The following is a 23124-nucleotide window of genomic DNA, read 5'->3' on the forward strand; positions in this document are numbered from 1 at the left end:
CCGGGCGTCGATCAAAGCACCTTGCCGGGATTCAGGATGCGATGTGGATCGAGCGCCGTCTTGAGCAGTCGCATCACGGCAATTTCGGCGTCGCTGCGTGTGCAGGCGAGGTATGGCCGCTTCAGCACGCCGATGCCGTGCTCGGCCGAGATCGATCCGTCCATGTCCTGAACGACTGTGTAGACGGTGCGGTCGAGTTCGTCCGCGAGTGCGTCGTCGAGCTCGGCGAGCGACACGCCGATATGCACGTTGCCGTCGCCGATATGCCCGAAAAAAAGGCACACGATGTCCGGCCAGCGCGAGCGCAGCGCCGCTTCGCAACGCTCGGCGAACGCGCCGAGCTCGCCGGTCGGCAGGCTCACGTCGAAGTTCATCAGATGCGGCAACTCGTCGATTGCAAGGCCTTCGCGCAGCGTCCACATGTCGCGGGCCTGCCGCTCTGAAGTCGCGAGCGCGGCATCGTCGACGAGCCCCGCTTCGAAGCAGTCGGCGAGACACGTTTCGAGCGTCTGCGCCGCATCGCCGCCCGGCGTGCTGGTCGCGCATTCGATCAGCACCGCGAATCCGTCCTCGCCCGCGAAGGGTGCCGCGACGCCCGGCGTGTGACGGCTGACGTATCGATAGAACGACGGCCACATCGCCTCGAAGCTGACGACCTCCGCTACGGCGCGCATCCGGTCCCACAGACGCAGCACCGCGTCGTAGTCGGCGACGCGGCACATCGCGGTCGCCGGCGCGGCGAGCTTCGGGCGAAGTCGCAGCACCGCGCGCGTGATGATCCCGAGCGTGCCCTCGCTGCCGATGAAGAGTTGCTTCAGGTCATAGCCGGCATTGTTCTTCAGCATGCGGTTCATCGACGACAAGACCGTGCCGTCCGCAAGCACCGCTTCGAGGCCGAGCACCTGCTCGCGCATCACCCCGTAACGAATCGCGCGCGTGCCGCCCGCGTTCGTCGCGATCGTTCCGCCGATCTGGCACGAGCCGCGCGCGCCGAGATCCACGCCGAAAGTGAATCCGGCCGCGTCCGCCGCTTCCTGCACCGTCTGCAACGGAGTGCCGGCCCGCACGGTGATCGTCGCCGCCGCCGCATCGAGCGACTCGATGCCCGCGAACCGTTCCATCGACAACACGATTTCGCCGCCGAGCGCGACCGCGCCTCGCGCGAGCCCGGTCAGCCCGCCCTGCGGCACGACCGGCTGCCGGAGCCGCGCGCACAACGCAAGGGTTCGCGATACGTCGTCGACGCTGCGCGGCCTCACGAGCGCGCGCGGACGCATACCGGGGGCCTCGTTGTACGCGGTGAAGTAGCGCGGATCGATATCCGCTGAGCGCGTGACGAGATCCGCCCCGAGTTCCGCGACGAGCGCGGACTCGATCGCAATCGAGTTCGTTGGCTCGCCGTCCTGTTTGCCGCCGGCGGCGGCGAAGTCGTGGGTCTGCATCAGTTCATTCGGAAGAGACGTTGATGTTGCCGGATTCGGGCGCTCGAGACCGGCACAACACGTCATGCGAGGCGTGACGTGTCCGATCTGCGCCGCGTCATCTTGCGGCGCTGCGGGCATGGTACAACGGCCTCTCGTTCTCGTCGGCAATCGTCATCTCGTAGGCGGTCTTGACACGCTGCTCCCCGGACAGGTCGCCATAGCGTTGCCAGAAGCCGCGTCCTTTCGACTTCGCGACATACATCGCAGTGTCCGCATGGAGAAGCAGGTCGCGCCCGGAGACGCCGTCTTGCGGAAACTCGCTGATACCGACACTTGCGCCGACAGCCACCTGTCTCCCTTCCACGGGAAGTTCGCTATCGAGCGCTTGCACGATCTTCGCGGCGAGATCCGTCGCCGAGTCGGAGGAGTACGCACCTTCCACCAGAACGACAAATTCGTCGCCGCCCAGTCTCGCCACGGTGTGTCCCCGCGATATCACTTGTTGCAGGCGATGCGCCACGGCCACGAGCACGGTGTCGCCGAACGAATGACCGAACTGGTCGTTGATCTGCTTGAACCGGTCCAGATCGACGAACAGCACGGCGAGTCGCTCGCCGTTTGCCGTCGCGTCCTGCACTGCCGCGTCGAGCCTCTGCATGAACATCATGCGGTTCGGCAGGCTCGTGAGCACATCGTGATTGGCCAGATACGCGAGCTGATGCTGCTTGTCGTGTAGCGCATCCACCTGGGACCTGATTTCGCGCCGCATGCGGTCGAAGCAGCGCGCGAGCATGCCGATCTCGTCGGTGCGTTTGAGCGGCAATGCTTCAGTCGCGGTTTCGGCAAAAAAATGCGTGGCCGCGTGGGTCAGTATCTGCAGCGGCCTCGTCAGCGCGCGCGCGAACAGGATGGCGAGCAGGAGCGCCGTCACGCTCGAAAACAGCACCATTCGGACGATCTGATCGCCGAGCAGACTCGCACCGGCCAGCACGCCCGAGAGCGGCTTGCCAAGTCCGAGCACGATGAAGCGATTGCCCGCGGACGTGCCGAACGGCCGCTTCACGAACGCGAGCACCGCGTTGAGCGCCTGCTCCGGGTTGGCGAGCCCGTTGATCAGCACGCTGTTTTGCGCGCGATCGAAGAGCGGCTTCGTCGCGGCGAAGCTGTCCTGCATGAACACGCGGCGTCCTTTATCGAAGCCGAACGCCTGCGAGGCATCGGGATGAACGAGGAAGTCGCCCCATTCGTTGGCGAGATACACCTCATAGTCGGGAGGCAAATCGGTCCGCAGCAGCTTGAGCAGGACGGCGAGATCCACGTCGAGCACCACGACGCCTACGACGACGCCCGCGGGCGTGGCGACCGGGGCGGCGAGGTGCAGGACGGGCTTGCCTTCGGCGTAGTGCGCGCCGCGTTCGCGATTGATGGTGATCGGCCCGATATACACGTGGCCGGGCGCCAGCGCCAGCGTGTCGAACACGTATGCGAACTGGCCTTTTTCCTGCAGGTTTGCGCCTTGAACTTCGACGATGCCGGATCCGTCGCGATCGAAGCGGATTCTTTCCAGCCCGAATTGGTCGCGCGAAATGAGCCGTGCCTGCAGGTAGCCGGGATGATGGAGCATGAAGCTCGAGAAGACTTGCGCGAGACGCGCCCGGTCCGTCTTTGCCTTTACGTCGTCCGACGATTGCGCAACGAGCGCCGAGGACGGCATGCTCGCGAGCACGAGCGCGTCGGCGGCCATGTCGTCGATGGCGACCGAGAAGCGGCGGCCGAGCAACTCGGTCGCAGTGAGAAGATTGCGCCCCGCCTCGCCGACCAGCATGGCGCGGTTGGCGCGATACGCGTAGAAGCCGGTCGATCCCGACGCCAGCACGCCAATGAAGGCAAGCAGCAACGACAGCTTGAACATCAGTCCGGGCCGCATCATGGGAAGCGCTCCGGCCGGTCGCCGGACACGATCCGGCTCCATAGCGACTCGCGCTCCTCGATGTTTTCCACAGGCTGTATCCAGATGAGATGAGCGCTGTCGTTGCTGTAGTCGGACGGCGGGAACAACGTGTTCGCAAGACCCTGTCGCTGCGTGAGCAGGGCGCTCACGTCAGGTTCGAGCATGTAGTTGATCCAAGCGAGCGCGAGCGGCCGGTTCGTGGCCGTTCGGGTTACGGCCCAGCAGTCGAGCCAGGCAAGCGCACCCTCCTCGGGGATGACATAGCCCACATCCGCACCGGCCTTGCGCAACTGCGCGAGCTGCTGGGTGCCGTAGTTGCCGAACATGAGCGCGGCTTTGTGCTGAATGAAGGATGCCGTCGCTTCCTCGGGCAGCGTGTAATAAGTGAGCAGGTTACGCCGCAAATCGACCAGCTTTCGCGCGATCTCGCGCATCTGCGCGTCGGTGAGCCGGAACGGATGAGGGTAGCCGAGCGCCAGCGCCGCGAACGAAAAGTTATGCTGCGCGCTGTTGAAGTCGAGCACCTTGCCCTGATAGCGCGGATTCCAGAGCTCCTTCATGGAGCGCGGTGCAACGGGAATTTGCTTGCGATCGTAGATCAGTCCCATCGACGAATACGTGAAAGGGATCGCGTAGGCTTTACCGTTCCCGGTCAGCCCGTTGATCGACGAAAGCGCGCGAAACTGCGGCAGTTGATGTTGCGTGTTGGGCAGCTTGCCCAGATCGAGCGGAGTGAGCAGGTTTTCCTGCGCATAGCGGTGTATTTCCGCGGTGTTGGCGGCCAGTACGTCGAACGGTGGCTTTCCGCTTGCGTGCATCTTGTCCCACAGCGCTTCGTCGGAGTCCACGAGGGTCACTTCGACGCGTGCTTCGAAGCGAACTTCGAAAGCCTTTACGACATCGTTGTCCGCATAACCCGGCCATGCGAGCACGCGCAGCACGTTTTCCTGGGCGAACGCCGGCACGCTGCACAATGTCAGTGCAAAGCAAACGAGCGCGGCGCCCGGAGCGCCGCAGGAGAAATAGACGCGCCGAAATACGCGCCTTGCAATCGCGCGTGTCCAGGGCCGCCGGATGATTCTCCGGCTAGGCGGTGAAGGAGCAAGGCTCATTTGTCCGTTCTTCTGCCGTCGCATGTAAAGACAACACAATTACGATTTTCGTGTGGCTGTGCCTCGACCGATGATCTGATGCGCCGCGTTTATAGCATCACAGCCGGCTCGATTCGACGGAGCCGAGCGAGAGCGGCGTGCGAAATCCTGAAGCAGCTCCATTGCGTTATCGGTTTTGTCCGGGAGATCTTTAGCCGCGCCGGATTGTTCGACGCCGCAATGCGCGCAAACCCGCCATCGGCAGACGGATGCCGGGTTTTCGAGTGCGGCTACTACGCGTCGTCCCGATCCGCGCGGGTCCTCCCGCCGACTAGCCGCCACTCATTGCCGACCCGGCTCAGAACGTATATCCGACCGACAGGAACGTGACGATCGGGTCCAGTTTCAGCTTGGATTCGCTTCTGACTTGCCCGACGGCCGAGTTCGTCGTGAGCGTCGCGCGTGCCGACAGCCACATGTACGACACCGAGAAGGCCGCCGACCAGTGTTTGTCGAAGTTGTACGACAGCCCCGCGTTCACGACCGGCGCGAACGAATTGCTGATATGCACGCTCGTGGGACCCGTCAAGGCGGTGCCGGTCTGCGGCGAATAGAGGAAGGCGCCGTTCGCCATCTGCTGGCTCAGCTTGACATCCGAAAACCATACATATGACGCGCCCGCGCCGACATAAGGCCGGAACTTGCTCTGGGCATTGAGAAAGTAATACTTGAGCAACAGTGTCGGGCTCCATTCTCGCGCTGTACCGAGTTCGCCCAATGGCCCGAGCGTGCCTTCGCCGTTGAGATGGAATTTCGGCGGGACGCCGGTCACTGCTTCAACGGCGATGTGATCGGTGACGAAGTATTGCAACGTCAGTCCGAATGTATCGGCATCGCTCACGGATGCGCTCGCGCCTTGTTTCGTTACTGTTTGACCCAATGCGGTGACGTTGAACGGACCGCTCGATTCCTGCGGCGCGAAATGCATCCAGCCGGCACTGACCTGGAAATCGCCCGCCGATTGTGCGTGTGCGCCCGTTGCGCATGCCATGCCCAATGCCGAAAGGGCTGCGCAGGCGATATGTTTCAGCTTCATGTCTTCTCTTCTCGTTTCAGATATCAATCGGTGACAGGCGAGCGCATTCGCATCGCCCAGGGCGTGAAACCCCGAGGCGATGAGCGCACAACAACGCAAAGCGGTTAAACAGGTTTCGCTATAGACAGCAGTCGAGGCTTACCCTGAAATATTCGTAACTCATCTCGATGCTGCGCTTGACTGCATGCACCTCGTCGACACCGGGAGCGTTGCCGAGCAGTGTCGCCACGATCTCGAGCGCTTCCCAGGGATGCGCGTCGTCGTAGTGCGCGTGCAGACTGAGCCAGCGCATGGCCTTGCGGCGCATCGAGGTGGGAAAGCTGTTCGCGTAGGTATCGCTGCTGCAAACCAAAGTCGACCACTCGCCGGTGACGCCTTCGATGGCGAAGTTGGTGGCGGCAATGCTCGCGGCAAGCGGGTCGCTGCTACTGCTTTTCCAGCACCAGTGCGACAGTGCATAAGCGAGCGACGGGCCGTTGCCTTTCATCAGCGCGCGCTTGTTCACATCGTGCGCGGCTGCCCAGTCGACCCAGTAGTCCGCGTGGTTTTGCTCGACGCGAATATTGCGCGTCAAATAGCGCCGCGCCAGATCTTCGCCACGCGAATGGCCGTAGCGCACCTTCTGGAGATTCATCGCCATGTAGTGCGGAAACTGCTCGACGACCGGCCAGCCATTCACCAGAAACGCCTCGGCCTGACGCGGCGTCAACGCGGCCTCGCGCATCGCGGCAAAGATCGGATGGTCGACGATCTGCCGCTTGGCGTCGTTCGTCTCGGAGAGCACGTCGCCTAACCAGGCTGGGTAGCTGGCAATGTCCTTCAAATCGCCAACTCGCTGAAAAGTGGGATCCAACATCTCCTCCTACGTCACCTCAAGAAATTCAACGTTTTGCGCCCACAGCACGGGCCGGCCGACATGGAAGCCCTGGACGAAATCAACGCCCATTGCGCCGAGCGCCTGCAGAATCGCCTCACTCTCGACGTATTCCGCGATCGTCATGCGCTCCATGGAGTGGCCGATATCGTTGATCGCCGCCACCATGTCTCTGTTTACGGCATCTTTCAGCATGTCCTTGATGAATCCGCCGTCGATCTTGATGTAGTCGACGGGCAGATGCTTCAGATAGCCAAACGAGGACATGCCGGCGCCGAAGTCGTCGAGCGAGAATTTGCATCCGCGCATCTTGAGTTCGCGGATGAAGCGCGCAGCGGCCGCGAGGTTGGCGACTGCCGTGGTTTCCGTCACTTCGAAGCAAATCGACGCGGGATCGACGTTGCTGATCTCGAACTGGTCTGTCAGGAATTGCAGGAAGCGCTCGTCGCCGATCGAGGCGCCGGACAGGTTGATTGCGTATTGAATGCCTTCGGGATTTCCGGTCCTGGCGAGCGTCGCGAACACCGCGCGCACCACCCAGCGGTCGATGGCGGACATCAATCCATAACGCTCGGCGGCGGGCAGGAAATGATAGGGCGACACGATCTTGCCGCTGTCGCCGACCATGCGCAGGAGCACCTCCACGTGGCGGGGATGCTCGATGGTTTTATGCAGGTCAGCCGGCCTGGCGGGGCGGATTTCCTGACCGTATAGGCAGAACCGGTTGTTCGCCAGGGCGTCCTTGATGCGGCCACACCAGGACATCGCGCTAGCGTGACGCGTGAGCTCCTTGTCGCCGCGCACGGCGAGATGCACCCGGTCGCGACCCCGCTCCTTGGCGAGATAGCACGCGATATCGCCGAAGCGCATCGCGGTCTCCATGTCGAGGCCGCACAGATCGACTAAACCGATGCTTACGCTCGTCGAGAGCTTATGGGTCTCGCACGACCATTCGAACGACGCGACCTGCTGTCTCAGCCGCTCGGCAATTTGCATCGCAGCGCGTTCGTCGCAATCGAACATGAGTGCGGCGAATTCGTCGCCGCCCAAACGTGCTAGCGAGTCTTCTTCGCGCAGGCATTGCTTGATCAGCCTCGCCACTTCGCGAAGCATCGTATCGCCCGCCGCGTGGCCGTAGGTATCGTTGACGACCTTGAATTGATCGAGGTCGATCGTCATCAGCATGCAGGTGCGCTGCGTGCCGTCGACGCTCAATTGGGTATCGAGCGATGCGAACAGTCGGCGCTCGAACTCGGTTCGGTTGAGCAAGCCCGTGAGTCCGTCGTGCGATGCCTGCCATGAAAGTTCAGCGACATATTCGCGCTCGCGCATCATGTTCCGCAACAGCAGCACCACGCCCGTTATCGCGTCGGACGTATCGTGGACAACGGATGTTATTGCCTGCACGGAAGTTTCGAGACCGCCTGCGTTGGTCAGCACCAGATCAGTGCTCGCATCCCATGGCTGCTCGCCGCGCAGCGCCTGCTCGATCAGGTCGACGGGCTGGCGATCCCATTCGCGCGCGATGGAGACGAGCTCGGTCAATGGACGGTTCACGCAGCCGGCCGCGTCGCGGCAGAAGAGCCGTTCGGCCGCCGGGTTGATGAATTCGACGAGACCGGTCGGTCCGACGGAGATCACGGCCTCGCCGATCGAGCCGAGCGTGGCCTTTGCGCGCGCCTCGCTTCGTCTCAGTGCATGTTCGGACGCGATCCGGGCCGTAATGAAGCGCCGCGCGTACCACACCGACAAGGAAACCAGCAGGACCGCGACGACCACGTTGACGGCGAACAGGAGTAGCGCGGTCTTGCGGAATGCGACGCCGAGCACATCGGCGAAAGCGCGCGAGATGGGTGCAATCGCCGAATTGATGTTCCAGATTTCGTCTTTCAGGAACTCGACCTGGAGCCGGTCCGAAGGGCCGGCCTTTTTGGCGATGCGAAGTTCGTTCGCGGCAGTGACGAGTTGTTCGACGAGCGCATCGCCGCGCGTCCAATAGGTAACGGCTTGTTCAAAGTAGCTTGCGCGCCGGAAAGTCATGAAGACCCAAATGACCGAACTGACGTCGGCGGGATCGACGCCGCTCGCCAGCAGCGCCGTTCGCGCTGTGTCAGGGTCGGGACGGGCGCCGTCGAGGGCGAGGCGCGCGCGCTTCAGATTGAGCGGAAACGAGATCGCGCTTTCGTATTGGCGAAACGCTTCCTCCTCGCCGGTCTGCGCGTAGCGGATCAGGTAGAAGACTGCGTCCTTCTGCCCCTTCGACCATGTACTCTCACCGCCGATGTATGCACGCACCGAGGACATGATCGACAGGCTTGTCGCGACCAGTGCGAGCAACGACGCGACGACTGCCACGAACGGTCCCGTGGTCTTGAACAACTGTCGATTGGTCTTCGATGCCGCTGGCATATCGAGCCTTGCTTTGAATTTTTCAGTGACGTCGCGGCAACAGGTCGCCCATTCCGGCCGTGATCTCCGCAGACGATCCGAACAGCCGGTTTGCCGACGAAAAGATCAGTCGCTTCGTTCTATAACGGCGCGGGGGATATGAACTTGAGGATCTATTCGAAAGCTGAAAGACGGGCTGCGATGGTACCGCGAGGAATCTTGAAGTGAAGGGTTTGATTGGACGAATCGGGCCGACTGTTGTTTTCTCGCATGCGGAATTCTTTGCGAGGGCTGAGCGAGGTAGGCCGGTCAAGCTTGTTGAAGAACGAACGTTCGATTGCCAATCCGGATGGTCTGCAAAGCGCTCGCAACATCATTTCGGATGGCGAAATAAATCATCGACCCCTGACTCACGAACCGGGTGGGATGCGACGCCAGGTTACGACTACAGCGATGAAGAAAGCGACATAAGCGAGGGCGAACACCCAGGCCGGCAAGTCCAGATACAACAACGTACTTACCCAGTGCTGAATGAAACCTTGCGGACCAGGCTGCCCGACACGGAGATAACTTTCCAATACGGTCAGCGGGCATGGAAGATCGAGGACCGCGAGCGTCGCCACGATCCCGATAGCCACGACATGAGTCGTCCGGAAGACATGATTTCTCGCCCAGGAGCGTCTCGCGCCTGCGCCGATCCAGATAGCGATCAGGCCACCGACGATGAATAGCACGACCAGTGCGTGCAGCGCGAGAACGATATCGGCGGGCGAGGGCATTGGATGTCCGCTTGGTTTATCGATGACATGTAACGACGTCCGCCAGACCCGCGATAGGCTCGCCTTTGTGCGCTTTCGCAGTGCCCTTTGCGCGACGGTTGGGCGAGCATGCCCTGCGATGATGCGTTCAATCGAGGCGGACGCCCATCGCTCAAGGTCTGCCAGATTGGCACGCTTCTCGCTAAAGCCTGAAGCGGAGTATAAGCGGCTAGCGCCAGGCGAATCGTTCGCTTCGGCGTGGGGCATTGCTCCTGGGGCGCATCGCGCGCCCACGTCGACCATGTCGGCGTTCGAACGAAATCGCCGGATTTCGACGACAGGACACGCAGTATTGCCCCTGACTCTCGAACGTCCTCATGGTCTTCCAATGTTCTCATTCGGGAGCCATTCATGCGTTTCATTCGCCGCCTTTTTTGCACCGCTGTTCTCTGTGCGGCCGCCCTTACCGCTCACGCCGACGATCGCATCACGCTCCTCACGAGCTGGTACGCACAAGCCGAGCACGGCGGCTTCTATCAAGCTGTCGCCACCGGCCTCTACAAGAAGGCCGGACTCGATGTCACCATCAAGATGGGCGGTCCGCAGGTCAACGGCATGCAGTTGCTCGTTGGCGGCCAGGCCGACTTCATTCTGGGCTATGACTTTCAGGTTCTGTCGTCCATCGAGGCGGGCATTCCTGTCGAGACCGTCGCCGCTTCATTCCAGTTCGACCCGCAAGGCATGCTCACGCACGACGACGTGAAGCGTCTGGGCGATCTCAAGGGCAAGACGATTCTCGTCGCCGGTTCGGGCCGTATGTCGTGGTGGCCGTGGCTCAAGGAAAAGTACGGCTATACGGAGGGCCAGACGCGTCCCTATACCTTCAACCTTCAACCCTTCTTCGTCGACAAGAACGTGGCGATGCAGGCGTATCCGTCCTCGGAGCCGTTTCAGGCCGAACGCGCCAATGTGAAAACGCACTTCTTCCTGTTCGCGGATGACGGCTATCCGCCGTACAACACGACCCTCGTCGGCATGAAGAAGACCATCGACGCGAAGCCGGATGTGGTGGCGCGCTTCGTGAGGGCCTCGATGGAAGGCTGGAAAAGCTATCTGTCCGATCCGGCGCCGGGCAACGCGCTCATCAAGAAGGACAACCCCGAGATGACCGATGCGCAACTCGCGTTCGGCGTCGCGCAACTGAAGACGCTCAAGCTCGTGACGGGTGGCGATGCGTCCACGCTCGGCATCGGCGCGATGACGGACGCGCGCTGGAAGAAGACCTACGACTACATGGTGTCGGCGAAGCTGCTCAAGGCGAGCACCGACTACAGGAGCGCCTACACGCTGAAGTACGTGCAGAACGCGAAGGTCATGCCCTGAAGGCATCGAGCGAAGCGCCCACCTACAACGAGGAACGACCCCATGCTGGTGACACGCCAAAAAGTCTTGCGCCGCTTCTGGTACGCAGTGATGCCCATGTCCCATCTCGACGATGGCCCCAAACCGTTCACGCTGCTCGGCGAGAACATCGTGCTGTGGAAAGGAGCGGGCGGCAAGCCGCACGCGTTGCGCGACCGCTGCTGCCATCGCACGGCGAAGCTCTCGAAAGGCTTCGTCGATGCGGACGGCAACATTGCCTGCGGTTATCACGGCTGGACTTACGACTGCACCGGCCAGTGCGTGAAGATTCCGCAGAATGGCGCGGGCGAGATTCCATCGCGCGCGATCGTGCAGTCGTATCGATGCGAGCAACGCTACGGCTATGCGTGGGTCGCGCTCGACGATCCCTTGCAGCCCATTCCCGAATTTCCGGAAGAGAGCGCGCCGGGCTATCGCCGCATTCTTCAATTCTACGAGCAGTGGAACACCAGCCCCTTGCGCATGATGGAAAACTCGTTCGACAACTCGCACTTCAGCTTTGTGCATAAATCGAACTTCGGGCTATTCGATCAGCCGAAGCCGTCGAAATACGAATTTCGTCCCGGCGAATGGGGCTTCGAAGCGGAGACGCGCGTGCCGATCCGCAACCCGGAGGCGAGCTTTCGCATTACCGGCACCACGGACGACATCACCGAGCGGCATCTCGTCAACCGCTGGTTCATGCCGTTCGCGCGGCGCTTCGGCTGCATGTATCCGGCGAGCGGCATTCACCACATCATCTACAACTGCGCGACGCCCATCGACGATAAAACGATGATGCTCGTGCAGTGGCTCTATCGCAACGACACCGAAGCGCAGTGCTCCACGCAGGCTCTGATCGACTGGGACCGCCCGATCACGGACGAGGACCGCGAGATACTCGAAGCGACGGATTACGACGCCTGCATCGACGTGCGTCGTCAACAGGAGTGTCACATGGTCTCCGATCAGCCCGGCCTGCTGATGCGGCGCATGCTGCTCAAGCTGCTCGAAGATCACGGGGAGAAGGAAGTGTTTCGCATCGACGCGGAGGCCTGAGCCATGAACGATCAACACGATACGGCGCTCAGCGTGCAGCGCGTCGACAAGATCTACGCGAACGGCACCACGGCGCTGACCGACGTGCGGCTCGATATCGGCGCGGGCGAATTCGTTTCGCTGCTGGGGCCGTCGGGCTGCGGCAAGAGCACGCTGCTCAAAATGTTCGCGGGCATCGAAACGCCCACGCACGGCCATATGCGCTGGTGGGGCCGGCCGTTCTCCACGGTCGGCACGCAAGGCCGCCGCATGTCGATGGTGTTTCAGGAGGCTACGTTGATGCCGTGGGCGAGCATCGCGGAGAACGTCCGCTTGCCGCTCGATCTGGCGCACGTGCCGCGCAAGGAAGCCGACGCACGCGTCGTCGATGCGCTCGCCAACGTGGGACTGACGGGCTTCGGCAACGCGCGTCCGCGCGAGTTGTCCGGCGGCATGCAGATGCGCGCGTCGCTGGCTCGCGCGCTCGTCACGGAGCCTGACCTGCTCCTGCTCGACGAGCCGTTCGGCGCGCTCGACGAGTTCACGCGCAACAAGCTCGACGCCGACCTGCGCGCGCTGTGGAAGGCGCGCGGCATGACGGTGGTGTTCGTCACGCACAGTATCTACGAAGCGGTGTATCTGTCGAGCCGCGTCGTGGTGATGCAGGCGCGCCCCGGACGCGTGATCGCCGACGTGCCCATCGACGGCACGCAGGCGCGCGACGATGCCTACCGGGTGTCCGCGCCGTTCCTCGAACACTGCAAGACGCTTTCGGATCTGATCTCCGACGCGCATCAACTGCAAGGAGCGTAACGATGATGAGCGAAACCATTGCCAGCAAGCCCGCCGCCATCGAACGGAAAGCGGTCAGCGCGCGCATGCCCTTGTTGCAGCGTCCCGGCGCGCTGAAGGCGCTTGCGCCCTGGCTGGTCGGCGCACTGATGCTGCTGATCTGGGAAGCGGCGTGCGCAGTCTTCGAAGTTCCGGTGTATCTGGTGCCCGCGCCGCATGACATTGCGCGCCAACTCGTCATCGATGCGCCGATGTTGTTCGCCGCGCTCTTCGCGACGTTGAAGATCACGCTGCTGGCCTTCGCGCTCGCGACGGTGCTGGGCGTGATGGTCGCGCTCGTGTTCGCGCAGAGTCCGCTCATCGAAGCGAGCTTCTTTCCCTACGCGATCCTGCTGCAGGTGACGCCGATCGTCGCCATCGCGCCCCTCATCATCATCTGGGTGAAGGACACGACCTTCGCGCTGGTGATCTGCGCGACGCTCGTCGCCCTGTTTCCGATCATCTCGAACACGGCGCTCGGACTGCGCAGCGTCAATCCGGGACTCGTCAATCTGTTTCGCATCAATCGAGCGACGCGCTGGCAGACGCTCGTGCGCTTGCGCATTCCGAGCGCGCTGCCGTATTTCTTCGGCGGGCTGCGCATTTCGAGCGGCCTGTCGCTGATCGGCGCGGTGGTGGCGGAATTCGTCGCGGGCACCGGCGGGACGGGATCGGGGCTCGCCTATCAGATCTTGCAGGCCGGCTTCCAGTTGAACATTCCGCGCCTGTTCGCAGCGCTGATGCTGATCACCGTCACGGGCGTGGTGCTGTTCGGCATCACCGTCTGGGTCTCGCGGCTGGGCTTGCGCGGCTGGCATGAAAGTGAACTCTGAGGAACGAGCCGATATGACGACTACCCTGATTCGAAACGCAGCGGCCATCATGACGGGCGGCGGCGTGAACCAGCCGGCGCGCCTGGCCGGTCCGGACATCCGTATCGGCGGCACGCGCATTCGGGCTATCGGCGCGCTTGCGCCCGAGCCGGGCGAATCGATCATCGACGCCACGGACTGCGTCGTCTATCCCGCGTGGGTCAACACACATCATCACCTGTTTCAGGCACTCCTGAAGGGCGATCCGGCGGGAATAAACGCATCGCTCACGCCGTGGCTCGCGGCTACGCCGTACCGGTATCGCGCAAGTTTCGACGAGAAGCGCTTTCGCCTGGCGGCGCGCATCGGCATGATCGAGCTGATCCGCTCGGGTTGCACGACCATCGCGGACCACAACTACGTGTATTACCCCGACATGCCCTTCGATAGTTCGGCCATCCTGTTCGAGGAAGCGGAGAAGCTCGGCGTGCGGTTCGCGCTGTTGCGCGGCGGCGCAACGCGCACGCGTCAGCTCGAAGCGGAACTGCCCGGCGCCATGCGTCCGGAATCGCTCGATGCCTTCATGACCGACCTCGAACGTCTCGCGTCGACTTTCCACGATGCCGCGCCACGCTCGATGCGCCGCGTGGTCGCCGCGCCGACCACGGTGCTGTTCTCGATCTCGCCGGCCGAAATGCGATCCATCGCGAAAGAGGCGCGCAGGCTCGGATTGCGTCTGCACAGTCACCTGTCGGAGACGGTCAACTATCAGGACAGCGCGCACGCGATGCATCGGCTCACGCCGGTCGAGTTTTGCGGCGAGCACGGTTGGCTCGGCGAAGACGCGTGGTACGCGCATCTCGTCAAGCTGGATGCGAGCGAGATCGAGCTGCTCGCCGCGACGAAGACCGGCATCGCGCATTGTCCGCAGTCGAACGGGCGTCTGGGCAGCGGCATCGCGCCGGTGCGGGAACTGGCGGACGCGGGGGTGCCGGTGTCGATCGGCGTGGATGGTGCAGCCTCCAACGAAGCCGCCGACATGATTTCTGAAGTGCACATGGCGTGGCTCGCGCAGCGGGCGCGGCGCGGCATGGCGGCGCAGCCCGAATATCGCGGCGGACGCTTCGAAGGCGGCGCGGACGCGGCGTCGGTGGAAGAGGTCGTGCACTGGGGCACGGAGGGCGGAGCGCGCGTGCTCGGCCTGGAAGGCGTCGGCAGGATCGAAGCGGGCGCGGAGGCGGATATCGCCGTCTACCGGCTCGACGATCCGCGCTACTTCGGCTTGCATGACATGGCGATAGGACCGGTCGTCTCGGGCGGGCGTCCCGAACTTGCAGCGTTGTTCTGCGCGGGCGAGTGCATCGTGCGAAACGACGTGCTGCCGAATGTCGATCTGACGGCGCTACGCCGCGAGGCCGCGCGAGAAGTCCGGGCGATGATCGAGGAAGCGGCCTGAAGCCGGGGCGCTCCGGATGACGTGCGCTGGCGCACGGCATGCCGTTGCATCACTCGAACTTCACGCGGCGAACCTGCTTCGGCAGAGTCGAAGCGTCGAGGTTCTCCAGGAAGGTCTCACGCAGCGCGAGCGCCGCGGGACTCAACGATCTTCCGATCGGCTCGACGAATCCCAACTTGCGTTCGACATGCGGTTCGTCGAGCGGAATGAATCGCAGTGTCTCCCGATGCCGCTGTTGCGCGAGATAGGGCAGGACTGTGAGACCGACATCGCCTTCGACGGCGGACAGGAGGGCGGTCGTGTTCGCGATGAAGATATCCGGCTTCCCGATGGCATCGAGCAGCGCGCCCGGCAGTCCGCGCATCGTGCCGTTGCCGATCAACTGATAGCCCGACAGATCCTTCCACTTGATCTTCCGATGCCTGAAAAGCGGATGGCCCGCCTTCACGACGACGCACATCACGTCGGACAGGAGCGGAGTGAAGTTCAACTCCGGTTCCCCTTCAGGCTCGCCGGCGATGCCGAAATCGATCGCGCCCGAGCGCACCCGGTCGTAGATATAGGCGGCGGTGCCGTCTTCCACGTGCAGTTCGATTCCGGGGTGGCGCAGCGCGTAGCGGCTGATCGCGCGGGGCAGCATTTCGTGAGCGATCGACGGCACCGCCGCCACGCGCACGCGTCCGTGCCGTGCCCTGACGACATCGACGGCCGAGACGATCACGCGCTCGTAATGCTCCACGAGCTTGCGTGCCTCGCCGTAGAGCATCGCGCCGAACGGAGTCGGAGACGCGTGACTGCCCTTCTCGAAGAGCGGAGCGCCGAGCGCGCTTTCCAGCTCCTTGATGGACAGCGATAGCGCGGGCTGGCTGCGAAACACGGCGGCCGCGGCAGCCTTGAAGCTGCGATGCTCGATAACGGCCACGAAATGACGCAACTGGGTGATTTTGACGTCGGGGAGGCGTTCCATCTATAGAATAAGAAAAGCAAATAAAAAGATAAAAATATTTGGCTTTGATTATCTTAGCCCGATTTTTAGAATCGCTCACAGGTCAATGAAAAGCGAGATCGGGCATGACGCAGCAAACCTGTTTGAATTACATCGATGGCCGCTGGCAGGCTGGCGAAACGTTCATCGAGAACCGTAGTCCGTCGGACACCGAAGACGTGATCGGCCGCTACGCGCAGGCTACGCCGGCGCAGGTGCGCGAGGCCATCGAAGCGGCGCGCGTGGCTCAGCCGCGCTGGGCGGCGAGCGGTCTGGAGGCGCGTCACGACGTGCTGCGCGCAATCGGCGATGAACTGATCGCGCGCCGCGAAGAACTGGGCCGGCTGCTGTCGCGCGAGGAAGGCAAGACGCTTGCGGAGGGCATCGGCGAAGTCGCGCGGTCGGGACAGTTCTTTCACTATTTCGCCGCGGAAGTGCTGCGCCAGCTCGGCGGCAAGGCCGATTCCGTGCGCCCCGGCGTCGAGATCGATATCCAGCGCGAGCCGCTCGGCGTCGTCGGTATCGTCACGCCGTGGAATTTCCCGATGGCCACCGCGAGCTGGAAGATCGCGCCCGCGCTCGCGTTCGGCAACGCGGTGGTGTTCAAGCCGGCCAACCTGACTCCGGCGAGCGCCTGGGCGCTGACCGAGATCATCAGCCGCCAGGCGCTGCCCGCCGGCGCGTTCAACTTGCTGATGGGACCGGGCGAGGCGATCGGCGGCGCGCTCGCAACTTCACCGGACGTGGACGGCATCACCTTCACCGGTTCGCTCGAGACCGGCCGGCGCCTGGCCGCCGCAGCCGCGCCCCAACTGATCAAGCTGCAGATGGAAATGGGCAGCAAGAACGCGCTCGTCGTGCTCGACGACGCCGACCTCGACCTCGCCGTCGATTGCGCCTTCAACGGTGCTTATTCCGGCACGGGGCAGAAGTGCACGGCATCGTCGCGTCTCGTCGTGACGCCGGGAATCCATGCGGCCTTCGTCGAACGGCTCGCGCAACGTCTGCGCAGCGTGCGCGTCGGGCGCGCGCTGGACGAAGGCGTGCAGATGGGACCGGTCGTCGATCAGCGTCAGCTCGAATCGAACCTGCGCTACGTCGCGCTGGGCCAGCAGGAGGGCGCCCGGCTCGTGTGCGGCGGCGAGGCCTTGCCCCGGCCGGAGCGCGCGTGGTGCATGTCGCCGGCGCTGTTCGACGCGGGCCGCAACGACATGCAGATCAATCGCGACGAAATCTTCGGGCCGATCGCATGCGTGATTCCGGTGCGCGACTACGAGGAAGCGCTCGCCGTCGCGAACGACACGCCGTTCGGGCTCACGGCGGGCATCGTCACGCAATCGCTGCGACACGCGACGCATTTCCGCCGCCACGCGAAAACCGGTTGCGTGATGATCAATCTGCCCACCGCGGGCACCGACTATCACGTGCCGTTCGGCGGCCGCAAGGCGTCGAGTCACGGACCGCGCGAGCAGGGGCCGCACGCGGCGGAGTTCTATACGACGCTCAAGACCGCCTATACACGGGCATGAACGGACGAGGAAACATGATGAGCCTGCACGACTCGCTGGTGGTGATCGACGGCACGCAGTATTCGAACTGGAACCGGCAGATTTTCGAGGAGATGCGCGAAGGCGGCGTGGCGGCTGTCAACGCCACCATCGTCTACTGGGAAAACGCGCGCGAAACGCTGTCGCGCATCGCCGAATGGAACGCGCGTTTCGAGCGCCACGGCGATCTGGTGATGCCCGCGCGCACCATGGACGACGTGCTGGTCGCGAAGCGGACCGGCAAGATCGCCATCCTCTACGGGCTGCAGAACTGCTCGCCGATCGAGGACGACATCGGTCTCGTCGAGGTGTTCCGCGACCTGGGCGTGCGCACGATGCAACTGACCTACAACAATCAGAGCCTGCTCGCGACGGGCTGCTACGAAGCGTGCGACGGCGGCGTCACGCGCTTCGGGCGCGCGGTGATCGAGGAGATGAACCGCGTCGGCATGATCGTCGACATGTCGCACAGCGCGGAGCGTTCGACGCTCGAAACGATCGCGCTCTCAGGGCGGCCGATCGTCATCAGTCACGCGAATCCTTCGTTCTTTCACGCGGCGAAGCGCAACAAGTCGGATGCGGTGCTGCGCGCGCTGGCGGAGCGGGGCGGTCTCGTCGGCTTCAGCCTCTATCCGTTTCACCTGAAAAACGGCAGCCGCTGCACGACGGGCGAGTTCACCGACATGGTCGCGCGCACGGTGGACATGATCGGCGTGGACCACGTCGGCATCGGCAGCGACCTGTGTCAGGCGCAGCCGTACAGCGTGCTCGAATGGATGCGCAACGGCCGCTGGAGCAAGCAGACCGATTTCGGCGAAGGCAGCGCCGACAACGCCGCGTGGCCCGAGCCCGTGAACTGGTTCCGCTCGAACGCGGATTTCCCGAAGCTCACCGAGGCGCTCGCGCGCGCGGGATTCGCGGACGCCGAGGTCGCGAAGATCATGGGCGGCAACTGGATGCGCATTCTGTGCGACGCCGAGCGCCGCGACTAGCGCGCGCGGTGCACTGCACGACACGACGATTCGAACTGGAGGAGACATGGAAATAGACACCACGCCCGCGCTCGCGACCGGACGCGACGAGCGGGAAGCACACGGGCGCAGCATCGACTGGCCCATTTTTCTCATCAGCGGCGGTTTCTTCGTGCTGTTCCTGGTGGCGGCGCTGTGCAATCTGTCCTGGCTGTCGACTGTCGTCGATACCGCCTTCGGCTGGGCGACGCGCGTGTTCGGCTTCTACTGGCAGGTGCTGATGCTCGCGACCTTCGCGGTCAGTCTCGCGATCGCCTTTTCGAAGCTGGGCCGCGTGAAGCTGGGCGGAGCCGCGCAGGTTCCGTCGAACTCGACGTTCAACTGGGTCGTCATCATCATGTGCGCGCTGCTCGCCGGCGGTGGCGCGTTCTGGGCCGCCGCGGAGCCGCTCATGCATTTCATGAGCCCGCCGCCGTTGTTCGGCGCGGCGCCGCGCTCGCAGGCAGGAGCCGTGGCGGCGCTCGCCCAGTCGTTCCTGCACTGGGGTTTTCTCGCCTGGGCCGTGCTCGGCAGCCTGCTCGCGATCGTGCTGATGCATCTGCACTTCGACCGCGGCCTGCCGCTCGCGCCGCGCACGCTGCTCTATCCGCTGTTCGGCGAGCGTGCGCTCAAGGGCCCGATCGCGACGCTCGCCGATGCCACGTCGATCATCGCGGTGGCGGCCGGCACCATCGGCCCGATCGGGTTTCTCGGGCTGCAGATCGCCTACGTGCTGCATTCGGTCTGGGCCGTGCCCGACACCGTCGTGACCCAGGCGCTCGTGATCCTCGCGGTGACCGTGATCTTCACGTCGGCCTGCATCGCGGGTCTGGAAGGGTTGCGCTTCGTCTGCAAGATTCACGTGTGGCTCATGCTCGGGCTGGCGGCGTATCTTTATGTCTTCGGGCCGACGGCCTTTCTGACGAGCGTGTTTTTCCAGGCGTTCGCGACGCATGTCGTCGATTTCGTTCAGACTGCGATGTATCGCGGCGACGACAAGTGGCTCAATGCCTGGACGCTCTTCTACTGGGGCTGGTTCATCGGTTATGCGCCAATGATGGCGATCTACGTCGCGAAGGTATCGCGCGGCCGCACGATTCGCGAGCTGGTCGTGCTGCTGTCCATTGCCGCGCCGGTGATCACGATGCTGTGGTTCACGCTGGTGGGCGGCGCGGGCATCGGCATCGAGCTTGCATCGCCGGGCACGGTCGTTTCGCATGGAAGCTTGCCCGAGGCGCTGCTCCTCGGCGTGGCGCAGGCGCTGCCGCTGCGCAACCTGATCTCGGCGCTGTTCCTGTTCCTCAGTTTCTTTTCGGTCGTGACCAATGGAGGCTCGATGGCTTATACGATTGCCATGGCGATGTCCGGCGATCGCGGCGAGCCGCGTCACTGGCTCAAGATTTTCTGGGCCATCGGCATGGGGCTGGTGGGCGCGGTGCTGATCACGATGGGCTCGGGCGGCGTCAGCGCGCTGCAGTCGTTCATCGTCATCACGGCGGTGCCGGTCTCGGTGCTGATCCTGCCCTCGCTCTGGGACGCCGTGCGCATTGCCCGGAAGATGGCGGTCGAGCAAGGAGTCGACCGATGAACGATGAGGCCATCATTAACGACGAAAGCGTGAGCGTCATGCCGAACACGCATCCCGCGCTGCGCAGCGCCGATCTCACGAACCGCACCGAGCGCCTCGGCGCGATGCACGGCACGCGGCTCAGCTTCGTGCGGGCGCTCGTCAGGCGCATGGCGCGCGACCAGTGGCGGATTCGCATCGCGCACAGGGAGCTGGACGACGAGGGCTACGGCGTCTGCATCTATTCGATCGAAGCCTACGGCGAACGCTACAGCCAGGTGATTTTCTCGCAGCACCTCGATGCGGCGGAGCGCACAGATCGCGTGATCGCGCAGAAATGGGACATCACGTCCGCGCTGATCTGCGGCGTGCCGCAGGCGAGCGACCTCGAACGCCTGCGCGCCAACGTGCCGCTGCAGGAGGCGGGCCGGCTCGATGCGAACGATCTCGTGCTGTGCCGCGCGAACAAGAGCGTGCGCAACTTCGACCAGGTGGTGAACTGCCTCGCCGAAGGCCATCAGCCGGAGCCATCCGTCTTTGAGCGGGTCGGCTATCTGATCCGCACGACCGCCGTGTATGGCAACGGCAAGTTCGGGATCGCCGACTATCCGCGGCTCAGCGGCACACAAGCGTTCCGCTCGGGATTTTCGGCGCAGATGTGCGCGGTGTATCTGCTGCGCGACTTCAGCGTGCGGCTCGTCGAGCATATCGCGGCGCGGCGCAACCCGCGCGCTGCCGTGAAACTTGCGCGGAACTGCCGCCGCTATCTCGGCGTCGGCAACGCGACCGGGCTCGGCATGGCGCCGTTCCTCGCGCGGCATCCGGTCCAGCTCGATCAATGGATACGCGGCCGCGAAACCGCGCTCGCCCGCGTGCTGGCGGTCCGGCGCATCGACGCCGCGACGCTGGCTCGCGCGACGGCGTTGCTGGCTCGCGCAGCCCGCCATATCGCGCAGGTGTACACGGATCATCCGCGCGAGGCCGCGCGCAACGCGCGCATCGTCGCGGAACTGCCGCTCGTTCAGGATGCGCTGCAGCGCCTGTCCGCGCAGTCGGACGTGTTCCGCTGGAGCGCGTTGCTCGAATGGTCGAACGAGCAGATTTCGAGCGCTGCGCAGGAGGTGCTGGTGTCCGTGCTGCTGGAACTGTATCCCGACCTCGTCGACTCGATCGATTGCGGCGCACCCGTTGACGATGCGCTGCGGCTCGACCCCGACATGCGCGTCGGCGAGTTGCTTCGGCTCGTCGAACGCGACTACGCGTGGGTGCTGCGCCAGTCGCCCGAGCGCCGCGACGATGCGCACTTCTTCTGGTATCGCTCGGCGGAGAAGGAGGAGCCGCGGCTCGGCATCCGCGCCGAAGAGCCGGGCGCGGAGCGCGAACTGCCGCTCGACATCGCGCGTCAGGTGGGACGGCTTCACGCGAGCTTGCATGCGCTACGAGACCGGGAGGCGAGCGTCGCGGGATTCGTCGGCGCGCATCCGGAGCATCGCGCGATCGTGCGCCGGGTGCAGACGCTCGCGGGCCGTCCCTATGGCGAGATTCGGGAGAACCTGCTGGCCCGCGACACGCTGCCGATCGATCTGATGCGCGCGAAGCTCTCGATGTTCGGCGCGAGCAAGTTCGACCCGAAATCGAATCTCTGGGTGCGCGTGACGCTGTTTCAGGGCGCGCCGACGCTCGACGAACTGGCGCCCGACATGAACGACGACTGGATCTTTCCGTGCCTGCCGGACGGAAGCGAAAGAGGAATGGCATGACCATGAAGATGGCGATGAACGAACTGATGTCGCTGTGCCGCGCTGCGCTGGAAGGCAGCGGATGGGCGCAAGGCGACTACGAGGATGCCGCCGATGCCGCCGTGTGGCTGCAGGCCATCGGCTTCGACGGGCTCGACGCGCTGAACGGCCTGCTCGGAACGCAGGCGCGCGAGCACTACACGGTCGAGGGCGTGGTTTCGGGTGCGGCGGCGCCCCGCCATGCGCCCGGGCTTGCCGGTTGCCAACTGGCGTTCGAGCTTGCCTGGGCGATGGCGACGAAAGAGGGAATGGGCATGGTGCGCGTGTCGAATGCGCTGGCGCCCCGTCTCGCGCTTCACGGGCTGAAGACGATGAGCGGGCGCGCCCGGCGCCTCGACCTCGCATGGCGCGATGCGCGCGGCCGGCATTACGCGCGCGCGGACGGTCGCGCTATCTACCCGGCTTATCTCGGATACGACGCGAGTTCGGCCGCGGCCATCGGGGACATCATCGTGTGCTGCAGGACGGACGATGCGATTACCTCGCCAGTCGAAATCACCTCCGGTCTCGCAGGCGCACTCGACCCGGCGGAACTCGAAGCGCGGCATCACGAGGCGATCTGGCGCGGCGTCGACGCGCAGCCCGCGCAACTGGCCACGCTGGCCGACTGGAAGAGCCGCGTGCTGGTCGCGGCGACCGAGGCATCGCGCGCGCACGGTGCAGGAGGTTCCGATGACGGTTTCTGACCGAGACGCATCCGGAGCGCGGCGAGTCGTGCCGGTCCGCACCGGACTGCCGCAGCGCGCCGAAGCGCTGTTCTCATGGGCCGTAGCGGCGAACGGTACGCTCTACACCGCGCAGATTCCCGTCGGGGCGGATGGCGAACTGGTGAGCGGCGGCATCGAGGCTCAGGTCGAACAGGTTTTCGCGAATCTCTTCACCACGCTCGAAGCCGCCGGCGCGACGGCCGCCGATGTAGCCCAGGTGCTCATCTACGTGACGGATCGCGCGTGGCTGCCGTTCGTCAACGCGGTGTGGCTGCGGCGCTTCAGTGCGCCATTCCCGAATCGCGCATCGGTGGTGGTGGCCGGTCTTGCGCGTGAGGAGATGCTCGTCGAAATCGTCGCGTACGCGTGTCCGGCGAATAAAGGCTAAT

General features: G+C 64.0%; 19 protein-coding genes. 11 read left to right on the top strand and 8 right to left on the bottom strand.

What is annotated here, in order from left to right; translation table 11 throughout:
- Positions 1-11: 11 nt before the first annotated feature.
- The 7 genes from U4Y90_RS16170 to U4Y90_RS16200 all read right to left on the bottom strand — a co-directional run bounded on the left by U4Y90_RS16170 (position 12) and on the right by U4Y90_RS16200 (position 9603).
- A complete protein-coding gene (locus U4Y90_RS16170) occupies positions 12-1442 on the bottom strand; it encodes an FAD-binding oxidoreductase (RefSeq protein WP_321795911.1) in 1431 nt (476 codons plus the stop codon).
- A 97-nt stretch (positions 1443-1539) separates the two neighbouring features.
- The gene (locus U4Y90_RS16175; RefSeq protein WP_321795913.1) at positions 1540-3354 is read right to left on the bottom strand and encodes a diguanylate cyclase domain-containing protein; all 1815 of its coding nucleotides are present in this window, start codon (positions 3352-3354) and stop codon (positions 1540-1542) included.
- Positions 3351-4487, bottom strand: coding sequence for an ABC transporter substrate-binding protein (locus tag U4Y90_RS16180; protein ID WP_415749363.1), 1137 nt, complete (start codon positions 4485-4487; stop codon positions 3351-3353). Before U4Y90_RS16180 ends, U4Y90_RS16175 begins: the two co-directional genes overlap by 4 nt.
- Before the next feature lie 337 nt (positions 4488-4824).
- Positions 4825-5556, bottom strand: coding sequence for an OmpW/AlkL family protein (locus tag U4Y90_RS16185; RefSeq protein WP_415749366.1), 732 nt, complete (start codon positions 5554-5556; stop codon positions 4825-4827).
- A gap of 124 nt (positions 5557-5680) precedes the next feature.
- Positions 5681-6418: a TenA family transcriptional regulator gene (locus U4Y90_RS16190; RefSeq protein ID WP_321795917.1), complete on the bottom strand. Its 738-nt coding sequence runs from the start codon at positions 6416-6418 to the stop codon at positions 5681-5683.
- Positions 6419-6424: 6 nt separating this feature from the next.
- Complete coding sequence (locus U4Y90_RS16195; protein WP_321795919.1) at positions 6425-8845, bottom strand: EAL domain-containing protein; 2421 nt, start codon at positions 8843-8845, stop codon at positions 6425-6427.
- A 389-nt stretch (positions 8846-9234) separates the two neighbouring features.
- Positions 9235-9603 (bottom strand): DUF2784 domain-containing protein, encoded by a 369-nt coding sequence (locus U4Y90_RS16200; protein ID WP_321795920.1) that lies wholly within the window; start codon positions 9601-9603, stop codon positions 9235-9237.
- A 390-nt stretch (positions 9604-9993) separates the two neighbouring features.
- On the opposite strand from U4Y90_RS16200, the gene U4Y90_RS16205 reads away from it, so the two are divergent.
- The 5 genes from U4Y90_RS16205 to U4Y90_RS16225 all read left to right on the top strand — a co-directional run bounded on the left by U4Y90_RS16205 (position 9994) and on the right by U4Y90_RS16225 (position 15120).
- Complete coding sequence (locus U4Y90_RS16205; protein ID WP_321795922.1) at positions 9994-10965, top strand: ABC transporter substrate-binding protein; 972 nt, start codon at positions 9994-9996, stop codon at positions 10963-10965.
- 42 nt (positions 10966-11007) lie between these two features.
- Positions 11008-12042 (top strand): aromatic ring-hydroxylating dioxygenase subunit alpha, encoded by a 1035-nt coding sequence (locus U4Y90_RS16210; RefSeq protein ID WP_321795923.1) that lies wholly within the window; start codon positions 11008-11010, stop codon positions 12040-12042.
- Between the two features lie 3 nt (positions 12043-12045).
- Entirely contained in the window at positions 12046-12834 is a 789-nt protein-coding gene (locus U4Y90_RS16215) for an ABC transporter ATP-binding protein (RefSeq protein WP_321795925.1), read from the top strand.
- A gap of 65 nt (positions 12835-12899) precedes the next feature.
- The gene (locus U4Y90_RS16220) at positions 12900-13685 is read left to right on the top strand and encodes an ABC transporter permease (RefSeq protein WP_415749367.1); all 786 of its coding nucleotides are present in this window, start codon (positions 12900-12902) and stop codon (positions 13683-13685) included.
- A 13-nt stretch (positions 13686-13698) separates the two neighbouring features.
- Positions 13699-15120 (top strand): amidohydrolase family protein, encoded by a 1422-nt coding sequence (locus tag U4Y90_RS16225; RefSeq protein WP_321795928.1) that lies wholly within the window; start codon positions 13699-13701, stop codon positions 15118-15120.
- 49 nt (positions 15121-15169) lie between these two features.
- Here the strand turns inward: U4Y90_RS16225 and U4Y90_RS16230 are convergent, their stop codons facing one another.
- Positions 15170-16087, bottom strand: coding sequence for a LysR family transcriptional regulator (locus tag U4Y90_RS16230; protein WP_321795929.1), 918 nt, complete (start codon positions 16085-16087; stop codon positions 15170-15172).
- A 104-nt stretch (positions 16088-16191) separates the two neighbouring features.
- On the opposite strand from U4Y90_RS16230, the gene U4Y90_RS16235 reads away from it, so the two are divergent.
- From U4Y90_RS16235 to U4Y90_RS16260, 6 genes are read left to right on the top strand one after another with little or no spacing between them, the layout of a single operon-like run.
- Positions 16192-17634 (top strand): aldehyde dehydrogenase family protein, encoded by a 1443-nt coding sequence (locus tag U4Y90_RS16235; protein WP_321795931.1) that lies wholly within the window; start codon positions 16192-16194, stop codon positions 17632-17634.
- Between the two features lie 14 nt (positions 17635-17648).
- Positions 17649-18644 (top strand): dipeptidase, encoded by a 996-nt coding sequence (locus tag U4Y90_RS16240; RefSeq protein WP_321795933.1) that lies wholly within the window; start codon positions 17649-17651, stop codon positions 18642-18644.
- 46 nt (positions 18645-18690) lie between these two features.
- Positions 18691-20250 (top strand): BCCT family transporter, encoded by a 1560-nt coding sequence (locus tag U4Y90_RS16245; RefSeq protein ID WP_321795935.1) that lies wholly within the window; start codon positions 18691-18693, stop codon positions 20248-20250.
- Positions 20247-21989 carry a hypothetical protein gene (locus tag U4Y90_RS16250; RefSeq protein ID WP_321795936.1) on the top strand — a complete coding sequence of 581 codons (1743 nt, stop codon included), beginning with the start codon at positions 20247-20249 and terminating at the stop codon, positions 21987-21989. The genes U4Y90_RS16245 and U4Y90_RS16250 overlap by 4 nt, the downstream gene beginning before the upstream one ends.
- Positions 21986-22714 (top strand): DUF3726 domain-containing protein, encoded by a 729-nt coding sequence (locus U4Y90_RS16255; protein ID WP_321795938.1) that lies wholly within the window; start codon positions 21986-21988, stop codon positions 22712-22714. Before U4Y90_RS16250 ends, U4Y90_RS16255 begins: the two co-directional genes overlap by 4 nt.
- Positions 22701-23123, top strand: a complete 423-nt coding sequence (locus tag U4Y90_RS16260) for a RidA family protein (RefSeq protein ID WP_321795940.1) — start codon at positions 22701-22703, stop codon at positions 23121-23123. Before U4Y90_RS16255 ends, U4Y90_RS16260 begins: the two co-directional genes overlap by 14 nt.
- Position 23124: the final 1 nt, after the last annotated feature.

The organism is Caballeronia sp. J97 (genome assembly GCF_905220305.1).
Classification (GTDB): Bacteria; Pseudomonadota; Gammaproteobacteria; order Burkholderiales; family Burkholderiaceae; genus Caballeronia.